This is a genomic window from Saccharopolyspora rhizosphaerae (assembly GCF_003931915.1).
Classification (GTDB): domain Bacteria; phylum Actinomycetota; class Actinomycetes; order Mycobacteriales; family Pseudonocardiaceae; genus Saccharopolyspora; species Saccharopolyspora rhizosphaerae.
The window spans coordinates 278,951-290,575 of record NZ_RSAA01000004.1 but is presented as its reverse complement, the minus strand read 5'-3'; the positions used below and the strand labels follow the sequence as shown (position 1 = coordinate 290,575).

Sequence of the window (11,625 nt, the reverse complement as noted above, 5' to 3'; positions counted from 1 at the left end):
CTGTGGGCGAGGTTCGAGGAACCCTCCACGCGCGAGCTGTCAACTCCTCCCGGCGAGGAACTACGACGTTCGTCCTGTGTGGACATGTGGTTCGAGGAGGTGGCCGACTCGGCTGCGCAAGGGGGGATGTCGCTTGGCTGCAACGATCTGGTGGGCTCACGCCGATGCAAGGATCACACCCGAAGCGGCCCGAACGCATCGAAAAGGTCTGAGGTGGAGGACAACTGGGACTGTCGATCGAACATCGCTGGTAGCAGCACGAAACGCGGTGAGCCGGCGCCTCAGCAGCACGGGATCTCCTCAGGGGCGCTCCTGCAGCAGGTCCGAGCGCGACCAGCCCGTGACGCCTGGCTCAGCCGGACCACCGTGTGCGAGGTGTGGCCGAGAGCCGTGCAGTTCGCTGTTGATGTCGTCGGGCCGGTGGATCCGCACGGCCGTCTTTCGGAACCCACCTTCCGTTCGAGCAGGCCCGGTTCGACGGCCGGGCGGCTCAGACCTCGACGGCGAGCTTGACGCCGAGGCCGACCAGCACTGTCGCCGTGACACGGTCCATCCAGCGGCGGACTCGTTCGCGTTGGAAGAAGGCCCGGGCCCGTCCCGCGGCCCACACCAGGCTCGGCGGCCACAGCAGACCAGCGGCCACGTGGATGGACACCAGCAGAGCGCCCCAGGCCGACGCGGTCGGGCCGGTGGGGAGGAACTGGGGCAGCAGGCTCATGTAGAAGACGCCGACCTTGGGGTTGAGGAGGTTGGTCATCAGTCCTGCGGTGAAGGCGGAACGCCCGGCCGGGGCATCGTCCTCCGGAGCGGCAGCGGGCGTCTTGCCGCGGGGGAAGGTCTTCCACAGCGCGGTCGCGCCGAGCCAGATCAGGTACGCGGCGCCGAGGACGCGGACGACGTTGTAGGCCAGCTCGGACGCGGTCAGCAGTGCCGTCAGCCCGGCGGTGCTGGCCGTTCCCCAGAGGAGGCAGCCGGCGTTGATCCCGAGGACCGCCTTGAGTCCCGCCCGGCGGCCGGAGAGGACGGCGTGGCGCAGGGCGAGCATCGTGTCCAGGCCCGGGGTGATCACGGCGAGGACCGCGACGACGGTGAACCCCGACAGCGCTGCGCTGGTCATGTGCTCTCCACGGTGCTCGGAACGGGGGGGCGGTGGCATTGCACCACGGTCCGCGGTGAGCCCTCTCACGAGCGCCGGTGGGAGGGTGAGCGAGTCGCCTATGCTTCGGTCGGCGGTGGGGCCCGCCGTCCCGCCGTGTTGGCGGGAGAACCGCAGACCGGCTGCCAACGGTCCCTACCAGTGACGAACCCTGGTAGGAGTGCGCATGCCGACGGAACCCCGCCCCCACGCCGCACGACGCGATTGTCGCGATCACCCGGCGGCAGTGCTGGCAGTGATCTCGTGCGGTGGCGTGGTGGGCGCGCTGGCCCGCTACGGCGTGGGGAAGGCCTTCCCGCACCAGCCCGGCGAGATGCCGTGGGCGACGCTGGGCGTCAACGCCACCGGCTGCCTGGCCATGGGCGTTCTCATGGCGCTGATCAGCGAGGTCTGGACAGGGCAGCGACTACTCCGCCCCTTCCTCGGGGTGGGGGTGCTCGGCGGGTGCACCACCTTCTCCACCCACGTGGTCGACCTCCAGCAGGCGATCGCGGTGGGCAGGCCGCACCTGGCCTTCGCCTACCTGGCGTTGACCGTGCTCGCGGCGATGGCCGGCGTCCTCGCCGGTTCCGCGCTGACGCGGCGGTTGGTCCGGGCGGTGAAGCCCGCGTGATGCTGTGGGTCGCCCTCGGAGCCGCGGTCGGTGCGCCGTTGCGCTACCTGGTCGATCGGGCCGTGCAGTCCCGGCACGGTTCGGTGTTCCCGTGGGGGACGCTCACCGTCAACGTCGCGGGCTCGCTGGTGCTCGGGTTCCTGGTGGCGCTGCCGACCGCACCGGCCGTGTTCGCCGTGGCCGGAACCGGGTTCTGCGGCGCGCTGACCACCTACTCGACCTTCAGCTACGAGACCTGGCGGCTCGCGCGGGAGCGATCGCACCTGCTGGCCGCGGCGAACGTCCTGGTCAGCGTCCTCGCTGGTGTGTCCGCGGCGTACTGCGGTCTGCTGCTCGCCCAGTCGTTCTGACCTTCGGGCCGAACTGCGCTTGACGGGTCCCGCAGCGGCGCCTACACCGGGGAGTGCCCACTGCCGACGAGCGAGGGGGTCCGGTGCAGCCCACGCCTCAGGACGGTGCGCGGTCATGAGCACCGACGACCGGTGGGAGCTGTGGACCATCGGGCACTGGACTTGTCCGAAGGAGGAGTTCCTCCACCCGCTGCTGGAGCACGACATCGAGCTCCTGGTGGACGTGCGCTCGCTCCCGGGATCCCGGCGCAGCCCGCAGTTCGACGCGGACGAGATGACGCAGTGGCTCGGAGAAGTCGGCATCGACTACCTGCACGTCCCCGAGCTCAGCGGACGGCGCAAGCGGCAGGACGTCGACCCGCAGCTGAACGCGGGCTGGCAGCACGACAGCTTCAAGAACTACGCGGACTACACGCTCACCGAGCCGTACCGGCACGGCCTCGACCGACTGCGGAACCTGGCTGCGGACCAACGCGCGGTCGCCATGTGCGGCGAGCCGATGCCCTGGCGCTGCCACCGCTTGCTGATCGCCAACAACTTGGTCGCCCTCGGGTGGACGGTCTGGCACCTCATCGCAAGCCAGGAGCCCCGCCCCCACGAACTCGGCAAGTGGGGGGCCCAGCCCTCCATCGGAGAAGACCGCACGGTCACCTACCCGCCGGGCGGGACCGACTGATCCCCTGCGGACGGCGTGTGGCTGGAATCCACCTGAGCGGCTAGATCTCGTAGCGGTCTCGCCGCCGGCCACGAGCCGCTTGGTCGGGGTGGCGTGCAGCAAGGTTGGCAGCAACACCCTGACTCGCGCGCAGCGGCAGGCGGCCACCGCAGGAGAACGCAGGTAGCGACCATTGGGCCCGCGTCCCCGGGGGTACCCGTGGAGCCTTGTCAAGCGTGAGGAGTGCCGTGATGGTGTTGCGGGAAGATGTGAGAAGTGGTTCGAATCGGACGGTCACTGTGGGAGTGGTGGCCGATCCGGTAGCCGCGCCTGCGGAGATTGCTGAGCACCTCGCTCAGGAACTGCCTAGACTGCTGTCCGAACGGCTGGAAGACGATCGGGTGTGGCACGTGGAAGTGCACTGCGAGCAGTTGCCACCCAGTGACGACCGCCGTACCGAGATGATGGACGTCGTCGGCAAGCGTATGCGACAGCACGGGTGGAATCTCGCTGCCTGCATAACGGACTACCCGCTGCGGAGTGGTCAACAGCCCATCGTGGCCGATGTGAGTCTCGAGCGCAGGGTGTTGGTGGTGTCGCTACCGGCACTCGGAGGCATGGCGTTGCACCGCCGGGTGCGAGGCTTGGTCAGCCAGCTCATCACGGACATGTTCGGTCGGGACGCTGGCTCGAAGGGGACCGAGAAGCACCGGCGTCGCCGACTTCCCTGGCTGTTCAACCGCTTCCAGTGGGTCACGCCCGAGCATCGCGATGTCGATGTGCGGGTGTTGGCCTCGCGAGGCGTGCTGAGGTTGTTGATCGGCATGGTTCGGGACAATCGCCCGTGGCGACTGGTGTTCGGGTTGACCGGACCGCTGGTGGGGGCGTTCGCTTTCAGCGCGTTCTACTTGATCAACACCACGGTTTGGCGGCTCGCCAGCACGATGGAGTTGCCCCAGCTCTTGGCCGCGGTGCTCGGCTCGGTGGCAGTCATGGTTGGTTGGCTCATCGTCTATCACCGGCTCTGGGAGCAAACCACGGAGCGACCCGCGAACGAACGCGAAGAGGCGATGTTGTTCAACTCTTCCACAGTGCTGACACTGGCCATCGGAGTGGCGTGCATGTACGGGGCGCTCTACGTCGTCAACCTGATCGCAGCCTTCGTCGTCGTGACTCCTGAGGTGCTCGGTGAGTACGTCGGGCCCGGCCTCGGGTTTGGCGACTATGCTGTCGTCGTGCTGCTGGTCACCGCGGCAGCCACTGTTGCCGGTGCGGTCGGGTCAGGATTCGAGAGCGAGAACTCGGTCCGCGAGGCAGCGTTCAGCTACCGCGAACGCGAACGCCGCCAAGCTCTGCACGCGACCCAGACTCGGCGAGAACAGCGAGAAGCCCGAGGGGAGTTCGACGTGGGGCATCACGCTCCCTGACTGGGCCGTGAACGTGGTCCGAGAACGTGCCTGCCACAAGTGGGTGCCTTCCGCAGGTCGCCGCCCGCGGAGCGCTGGCCGGGCCGCGGGCGGCGGTGAGCTGTGCGCTGACGGCCTCATTCAGCGGCAGCAGGGCGTGGCACCTTCCTCGGTCGGTGAGGCTCCGAAGGTCTGGGAGTCGGCCTTGACCACGTAGACCTCCCAGGGTTCCCGGCCGGGGCCGTGGACCCAGACCTTGTCCTGGCGGGCGTAGCAGCAGGTGGTGTCCTCCTCGACCTCGGTGAACAGCCCGAGCGCCTTGAGCCGGTCGGTGGCGTTGCCGACCTGCTCGGTGCTTTCGACCTCGACGCCCAGGTGGTCGATGGCGGTGTCCTGCCCGGGTTCGCCTTCGACGAGCACGAGCTTGAGCGGCGGTTCGGCGATGGCGAAGTTGGCGTAACCGGGCCGGAGCTTGGCCGGTTCGGCGCCGAAGAGCTTCGAGTAGAACGCGATCGAGCCCTCCAGGTCGCCCACCCGCAGAGCCAGTTGCATGCGTGACATCTCAACTCCTTGATTCGATGTCCATCGAATCAGATGGACACACGAAGCTTGCGCCCTAGATTCGATGGCTGTCAAGGTAGAGGTGTGTCGAAACAAGGGCCGTCAGTGGGTGACGAGGTGCTGTGCTGCTCGCCGGTGGTGCGTGAGCCGCTCGATGCTGAGCAGGCTGGGACGCTCGCGCGGGTGTTCAAGGCGATCGGTGAGCCGGTGCGGCTGCGGCTGCTGTCCCTGATCGCCTCGCACGCCGGTGGGGAGGCCTGCGTGTGTGACCTGACCGGGGCGTTCGAGCTGTCGGGGCCGACGATCTCGCACCACCTCAAGGTGCTGCGCGAAGCCGGGGTGATCGAGGGCGAGCGGCGCGGGACCTGGATCTACTACCGCGTCCGGCCGGACACCCTGCGCCTGCTGTCGGACTCGCTGGCCCCCGCTCTGGACGTGGCGGAGACGGCATGACGCAGGCGCAGGACAACGCCGTCGTGGCGAAGCTGTCCGCGTTGGACCGGCTGTTGCCGGTGTGGATCGGAGCCGCGATGGTCGTCGGGCTCCTGGCCGGCCGCTGGATCCCCGGGCTGGGCTCCGCGCTGGACGCCGTGCAGGTCGGCGGCGTCTCGCTGCCCATCGCGCTCGGCCTGCTGGTGATGATGTACCCGGTGCTGGCCAAGGTCCGCTACGACCGGCTCGACGCCGTCACCGGCGACAAGCGGCTGATGGTCTCCTCGATCCTGCTCAACTGGGTGCTCGGCCCGGCGCTGATGTTCGTGCTGGCCTGGGTGTTCCTCCCGGACCTGCCCGAGTACCGGACCGGGTTGATCATCGTCGGCTTGGCGCGCTGCATCGCGATGGTCATCATCTGGAACGACCTCGCCTGCGGGGACCGCGAAGCCGCCGCCGTGCTGGTCGCGCTCAACTCGGTGTTCCAGGTCGTCGCCTTCGCCGGGCTCGGCTGGTTCTTCCTCTCGGTGCTGCCGGGATGGCTGGGCCTGCCGGTGGCCGGGCTGGAGGTTCCGGCGTGGGAGATCGCCAAGAACGTGCTGATCTTCCTCGGCGTCCCGCTGCTGGCCGGATACCTCACCCGCCGGTTCGGTGAGCGCGCGAAGGGTCGCGAGTGGTACGAGGCGCGGTTCCTGCCCAAGATCGGCCCGGTCGCGCTCCACGGCCTGCTGTTCACCACCGTGATCCTCTTCGCGCTGCAAGGGGAGGCGATCACATCGAGCCCGCTGGACGTCGCGCGCATCGCGCTGCCGCTGCTGGTCTACTTCGCGGTGATGTGGGCTGGCTCGTTCGCGCTGGGCAAGGCCATCGGCCTGAACTACGAGCGTTCCGCGACGCTGTCGTTCACCGCCGCGGGCAACAACTTCGAGCTGGCCATCGCGGTGGCGATCGCGACCTTCGGCGTCACCAGCGGTCAGGCCCTGGCCGGAGTCGTCGGCCCGCTGATCGAGGTGCCCGTGCTGGTCGCGCTCGTCTACGTCTCACTCGCCGCCCGAGGCCGGTTCGCCTCGTCCCCGTCCCCGAAGGCGACCACGTCCGGACCGGCGCCTCACCGTTGAAGAACCGAGGAGCCGTCGTGTCCACCACCCCCGAGGTCCTGTTCGTCTGCGTGCACAACGCCGGCCGGTCCCAGATGGCCGCCGCGCTGCTGCACCACCACGCCCGGGGCAAGATCGCTGTCCGCTCCGCCGGATCCGCACCAGCCGCCACGATCAACCCCGCCGTGGTCGAGGTCATGCACGAACTCGACCTCGACCTGTCGCAGGAGTTCCCCAAGAAGCTCACCACCGACGCCGTCCAAGCCGCCGACGTGGTCATCACCATGGGCTGCGGCGACGCCTGTCCCGTCTTCCCGGGCAAGCGCTACCTCGACTGGGAGCTCACCGACCCCGCCGGACAAGGCGTCGACGCGGTCCGCGAGATCCGCGACGACATCGACCGGCGAGTCCGAGACCTCGTGGCCGAACTCGTCCCCAGCGCCTGACTCCGAGTGGGTCTCGGAAGCCGGCGGCCGGCGGATGATCACGTGCAACCCGGTCCCTGCTGCTGGAGTGGTGGGGACAGCTTCGCCCCGGGAGTCTGCACGGCTCACGCACGTCCGCTGGAGGCTCGGCGTCCGAAGCGTGGCACGAGCTCGGTCCGCAAGCGGACCCGGTGTGAGCGGAGGGTGATCTTCCGCGGATCAGCACCCGCTCGTCCCGGTGGGCTCGAGCGCCCCCAGCAGGACTCGAACCTGCGACCTAAGGATTAGAAGTCCTTTGCTCTATCCGGCTGAGCTATGGGGGCCGTTCGGTGGGCGGTTTGCCCGACGTTGTGCAGCAAGGAGGGTAGCGGTCGGCCGCATCGCATGTGCGAACGACGCGGCAACGTTGCTGAGCCGGTACACAACGGCAAGCTTTTCGACAACCGGCAAGCGGGCTACCCGGGGGGCAGTTTCCGCAGCGCCGCGCTGGTCAGGCCGAAGAGCCGATCAGCGGTGTCCGCTGCTGAGGCGTCCTTGAGCGAGAGCATCGTCAGCAACGATCTGTCCGATCTGATGGCGGTCGCCGCGGTGCACGTCTGGTAGCCCGTGACGGATTCGCAGTACAGCCAGCTGGAGTAGCCGTGCACGTCCACTTCGACGCCCCTCGGCTGACGCTGCGCGAGCACCGGGAAGGGTTCGTGGAAGCCGGCCGCGGCCGTGTTGTCCGGGTGACCGCCGAGCAGGTGCGCGCACGCGCCCGGGACCGGGCTGCCCGGGTGCGGCGGGCCTGCTGCACCGCCGACCGGGGCGAGGTCGGCGGGGGAGAGCAGGGTGCACGGATCGACCTCGCCGCGCGGGTCCGGGATGCGTGGCGGGGTCGCGATCGCCGAGCGGGTCTGCGTCGTCTCCGGGTGCTCCATGAAGCCTGCGGCTGGGACAGGTGTGCCCGCCACGTCGCTCGCGCAAGCGGCGAGCGCCGAGCCGCCGAGCAGAACGCACAGCGCGAGCACCCGTGGTCGGCGGGGACGGACGTTCGGCACGGGGTCACCGTAGCGGCGAGGAGTGCGCGAGACCACGCCCAGGGGCGCCATCCTGACCGGTGAGGCGCGGACAGCGGCCGTTACGCTCGGTGTGTGCCCTCCGAGTCCGTCGCCGAACCGAACCACAGGCGCAGCGCTTCCGGCACGGTCGGCGTGCTGGTCCTCACCGCAGGAGTGCTCGCGGCCCTCGTCGCCGCGGCCCTGACCACGCTGTCCGCCGGGGCCAACTACGCCCTGCTCGGGCTGCCCGACCCCGGTCCCGTCACCCAGTACGGCCTGCCCGTGGTGAGGGTGGTTGCCGAGGCCGGTGCGGTGGTGGCGATCGGTTCGCTGCTGCTGGCCTCGTTCGGCATTCCGGCGAGCCGCTCGGGTGCGCTGCTCGCCGACGGCTACGCCGCCGTGCGCACCGCCGGGTGGGCCGCCTCGGTGTGGTTCGTCGGAGCGGCTCTGATGGTGCCGTTCCTCTGCGCCGACGCCACCGGTCGCCCGGTGAACGAGGTGCTCAGCGCCGAGGTGGTGTTCGGCCTGGTCGACGCGCTCGAAGAGGCCAAGGCCTGGGCGTTGACCGCGCTGATCGCCTTCGTCGTCGCGCTGGCTTGCCGGATCGTGCTGTCGTGGGGCTGGACCACGGTGACCTTCGGGCTCAGCCTCGCCGGGCTCCTCCCGGTCATCGCCACCGGCCACTCCGCCAGCGGCGGCGCCCACGACGTCGCCACCAACAGCCTGCTGTTCCACCTGGTCGGCGCCGTGCTGTGGGTCGGCGGGCTGGTCGCCCTGATCGCCCACGCCGCTCGCGGCGGGGCGCACCTGCCGCTGGTCGCGCGCCGCTTCTCGGCCATCGCACTGGTCAGCTGGGCCGCGATGGCCCTGTCCGGGGTGATCAACGCGCTCGTGCGGGTCTTGCCGGAGCAGCTGTTCGGCTCCACCTACGGGCTGCTGGTGCTGTTCAAGATCGTCGGGCTGCTGGCGCTCGGGGTCGTCGGGTACCTGCAGCGCGGCAAGGTCGTGACCCGGCTGGAGTCCGGTTCCTCCGGCCTGCTGCGGCTCGGTGCCGTGGAAGTGCTGATCATGTTCGCCACCCTCGGCGTCGCCGTCGCGCTGGGCCGCACCCCGCCGCCCGAGGGTTACACGACGGTGCCCAGCCGCACTGAGCTGATCATCGGCTACACCCTCGACGCGCCGCCGGACCTCGGGCGGCTGCTCTTCGACTACCGCTTCGACCTCGTCTACGGCACCGCGGCGCTGGTGGCGGCCGGCCTCTACCTGTGGGGCGTGCACCGGCTGCGCGCTCGCGGTGACAGGTGGCCGGTCGGGCGGACGGTGGCCTGGCTGTGCGGGTGCCTGACGCTGCTCTACGCCACGTCCGGTGGTGTCGGCCGCTACGCGCCCGCCGTGTTCAGCGTGCACATGGGCCAGCACATGCTGCTGTCCATGCTCGTCCCCGTGCTCCTGGTGCTGGGCGGGCCGACGTCGCTGGCGCTGCGGGTGCTCAAGCCCGCCGGGAAGGGACAGCCGCCCGGTCCGCGCGAGTGGCTGATGGCCTTCGTCAACTCGCCGCTGACCCGCCTGCTCACGCACCCGGTCGTCGCGCTGGTGCTGTTCGTCGGCTCGTTCTACGCGCTGTACTTCACCGGCCTGTTCGACCTGGCGCTCGACCAGCACTGGGCGCACCTGGCGATGAACGCCCACTTCCTGCTGGTCGGCTACCTCTTCTACTGGCCGGTGATCGGCATCGACCCGTCGCCGCGCCGCCTGCCCGCCATCGGCAAGGTCGGCCTGGTCTTCGCCTCGATGCCGTTCCACGCCTTCTTCGGCATCACGCTGATGATGTCCGCCAAGCCCATCGGCGGGGACTTCTACCGCAGCCTCGACCTGCCGTGGTTCACCGACCTGCTCGCCGATCAGCAGCTCGGCGGCGGTCTGGCCTGGGCGTCCGGCGAGATCCCGCTGGTCGTGGTGATGCTGGCGCTGCTCATCCAGTGGTCCCGGGCGGACGACCGGCAGGCGCGGCGGATCGACCGCAAGGCGGACCAGGACGGTGACGCCGATCTCACCGCTTACAACGAGATGCTCAAACGGCTCGCCGAGCAGGACTCGCCGCGCAGCTGAACCCCGGCTGTCGCTCGTTCGGGTTGCGGGGGGCCGCGTGCGCGGCGCCCGGTAGGACGCAACTACGATTCGGGGTATGGCCGAGTTCATCTACACCATGAAAAACGTGCGCAAGACGCATGGTGACAAGGTCATCCTCGACAACGCGACCATCCAGTTCTACCCGGGCGCCAAGATCGGTGTCGTCGGGCCGAACGGGGCTGGCAAGTCGACCGTGCTGCGCATCATGGCGGGACTCGACCAGCCGAACAACGGGGAAGCGTTCCTGTCGCCGGGTTACACCGTGGGCATCATGCAGCAGGAGCCGCCGTTGAACGAGGAGAAGACGGTCCTCGGCAACGTCGAGGAGGGCGTCGGCGAGATCAAGGTGAAGCTCAACCGCTTCAACGAGATCGCCGAGAAGCTCGCGACCGACTACTCCGACGAGTTGATGGAGGAGATGGGCAAGCTCCAGGAGGACCTGGACCACGCCGACGCGTGGGAACTGGACTCCCAGCTCGAGCAGGCGATGGACGCCCTGCGCTGCCCGCCGCCGGACGCCGAGGTCCAGCACCTCTCCGGTGGTGAGCGACGCCGCGTCGCCCTGTGCAAGCTGCTGCTGAGCAAGCCCGACCTGTTGCTGCTCGACGAGCCCACCAACCACCTCGACGCCGAGTCCGTCCTCTGGCTGGAGCAGTTCCTGGCCACCTACCCGGGCGCCGTCCTGGCGGTGACGCACGACAGGTACTTCCTGGACAACGTCGCCGGCTGGATCCTGGAGCTCGACCGCGGCCGCACCTACCCCTACGAGGGCAACTACTCCACCTACCTGGAGAAGAAGCAGGAGCGGCTCGCCGTCCAGGGCAAGCGGGACGCCAAGCTGCAGAAGCGCCTCAAGGACGAGCTGGAGTGGGTCCGCTCCAACGCCAAGGCCAAGCAGACCAAGTCGCGGGCCCGCCTGACGCGCTACGAGGAGATGGCCAACGAGGCGGAGAAGACCCGCAAGCTGGACTTCGAGGAGATCCAGATCCCGCCGGGCCCGCGCCTGGGCAACACGGTCGTCGAGGTCGAGCACCTCAAGAAGGGCTTCGACGAGCAGCTGCTCATCGACGACCTGTCGTTCAGCCTGCCGCGCAACGGCATCGTCGGCGTCATCGGACCGAACGGCGTCGGCAAGACCACGCTGTTCAAGACCATCGTCGGTCTCGAAGAGCCCGACAGCGGCACGGTCAAGATCGGTGACACCGTCAAGCTGTCCTACGTGGACCAGAACCGCGCGAACATCGACCCGGACAAGAACGTCTGGGAGGTCGTCTCCGAGGGCCTGGACTACATCCAGGTCGGCCAGGTCGAGATGCCGTCGCGCGCCTACGTCAGCGCGTTCGGCTTCAAGGGCCCGGACCAGCAGAAGCCGGCAGGCGTGCTCTCCGGTGGTGAGCGCAACCGGCTCAACCTGGCGCTGACGCTCAAGCGGGGCGGCAACCTGATCCTGCTGGACGAGCCGACGAACGACCTGGACGTCGAGACCCTGGGCTCGCTGGAGAACGCGCTCGAGCAGTTCCCCGGTTGCGCTGTGGTCATCTCCCACGACCGCTGGTTCCTGGACCGCGTCGCCACCCACATCCTCGCGTGGGAGGGCGACGACGAGAACCCGGCCAAGTGGTTCTGGTTCGAAGGCAACTTCGAGGGCTACGAGCAGAACAAGATCGAGCGGCTGGGCGCCGAAGCCGCCCGTCCGCACCGGGTCACCCATCGCAAGTTGACCCGCGGCTGAACGGAGGCGCCTTGGCGAGCGTGGCCGC

Annotated in this window: 12 protein-coding genes and 1 tRNA gene; 9 read left to right on the top strand and 4 right to left on the bottom strand. The window is 69.1% G+C overall.

Translation table 11 applies throughout. The annotated features are described in order from the left end of the window. Positions 1-490 precede the first annotated feature (490 nt). Positions 491-1,117, bottom strand: a complete 627-nt coding sequence (locus tag EIL87_RS04735) for a LysE family translocator (protein WP_125088902.1) — start codon at positions 1,115-1,117, stop codon at positions 491-493. Between the two features lie 265 nt (positions 1,118-1,382). Here EIL87_RS04735 and EIL87_RS04730 point away from each other — a divergent pair, with 265 nt between their 5' ends. The 4 genes from EIL87_RS04730 to EIL87_RS04715 all read left to right on the top strand — a co-directional run bounded on the left by EIL87_RS04730 (position 1,383) and on the right by EIL87_RS04715 (position 4,201). Beyond that, positions 1,383-1,769, top strand: a complete 387-nt coding sequence (locus tag EIL87_RS04730) for a fluoride efflux transporter FluC (RefSeq protein WP_325049399.1) — start codon at positions 1,383-1,385, stop codon at positions 1,767-1,769. Next, positions 1,769-2,119: a fluoride efflux transporter CrcB gene (gene crcB / locus EIL87_RS04725; RefSeq protein WP_125088960.1), complete on the top strand. Its 351-nt coding sequence runs from the start codon at positions 1,769-1,771 to the stop codon at positions 2,117-2,119. The genes EIL87_RS04730 and crcB overlap by 1 nt, the downstream gene beginning before the upstream one ends. Positions 2,120-2,234: 115 nt before the next feature. Further along, positions 2,235-2,795 carry a DUF488 domain-containing protein gene (locus EIL87_RS04720; RefSeq protein ID WP_125088900.1) on the top strand — a complete coding sequence of 187 codons (561 nt, stop codon included), beginning with the start codon at positions 2,235-2,237 and terminating at the stop codon, positions 2,793-2,795. Positions 2,796-3,082: 287 nt separating this feature from the next. Beyond that, positions 3,083-4,201, top strand: a complete 1,119-nt coding sequence (locus EIL87_RS04715; RefSeq protein ID WP_233576023.1) for a GtrA domain-containing protein — start codon at positions 3,083-3,085, stop codon at positions 4,199-4,201. 120 nt (positions 4,202-4,321) lie between these two features. Here EIL87_RS04715 and EIL87_RS04710 read toward each other — a convergent pair whose 3' ends face one another. Continuing rightward, positions 4,322-4,741, bottom strand: a complete 420-nt coding sequence (locus EIL87_RS04710; RefSeq protein ID WP_125088898.1) for an ArsI/CadI family heavy metal resistance metalloenzyme — start codon at positions 4,739-4,741, stop codon at positions 4,322-4,324. Positions 4,742-4,825: 84 nt separating this feature from the next. Here EIL87_RS04710 and EIL87_RS04705 point away from each other — a divergent pair, with 84 nt between their 5' ends. Genes EIL87_RS04705 through EIL87_RS04695 form a run of 3 tightly spaced genes read left to right on the top strand, consistent with a single transcriptional unit; the run spans position 4,826 to position 6,716 of the window. Continuing rightward, positions 4,826-5,194, top strand: coding sequence for an ArsR/SmtB family transcription factor (locus EIL87_RS04705; RefSeq protein WP_125088897.1), 369 nt, complete (start codon positions 4,826-4,828; stop codon positions 5,192-5,194). Beyond that, a complete protein-coding gene (gene arsB, locus EIL87_RS04700; RefSeq protein ID WP_125088896.1) occupies positions 5,191-6,291 on the top strand; it encodes an ACR3 family arsenite efflux transporter in 1,101 nt (366 codons plus the stop codon). Before EIL87_RS04705 ends, arsB begins: the two co-directional genes overlap by 4 nt. A gap of 17 nt (positions 6,292-6,308) precedes the next feature. Beyond that, positions 6,309-6,716: an arsenate reductase ArsC gene (locus EIL87_RS04695; protein ID WP_125088895.1), complete on the top strand. Its 408-nt coding sequence runs from the start codon at positions 6,309-6,311 to the stop codon at positions 6,714-6,716. Positions 6,717-6,944: 228 nt separating this feature from the next. On the opposite strand, the gene EIL87_RS04690 is transcribed toward EIL87_RS04695, so the two are convergent. Both EIL87_RS04690 and EIL87_RS04685 read right to left on the bottom strand, forming a co-directional pair. Continuing rightward, positions 6,945-7,018: transfer RNA gene (locus EIL87_RS04690), tRNA-Arg, on the bottom strand. 132 nt (positions 7,019-7,150) lie between these two features. Further along, a complete protein-coding gene (locus EIL87_RS04685) occupies positions 7,151-7,735 on the bottom strand; it encodes a DUF3558 domain-containing protein (RefSeq protein WP_233576022.1) in 585 nt (194 codons plus the stop codon). Positions 7,736-7,888: 153 nt separating this feature from the next. Between EIL87_RS04685 and EIL87_RS04680 the strand changes: the two genes are divergently transcribed. Further along, positions 7,889-9,844 (top strand): cytochrome c oxidase assembly protein, encoded by a 1,956-nt coding sequence (locus EIL87_RS04680; RefSeq protein WP_407690512.1) that lies wholly within the window; start codon positions 7,889-7,891, stop codon positions 9,842-9,844. A gap of 76 nt (positions 9,845-9,920) precedes the next feature. Next, positions 9,921-11,597 carry an energy-dependent translational throttle protein EttA gene (gene ettA, locus EIL87_RS04675; protein WP_125088893.1) on the top strand — a complete coding sequence of 559 codons (1,677 nt, stop codon included), beginning with the start codon at positions 9,921-9,923 and terminating at the stop codon, positions 11,595-11,597. Positions 11,598-11,625: the final 28 nt, after the last annotated feature.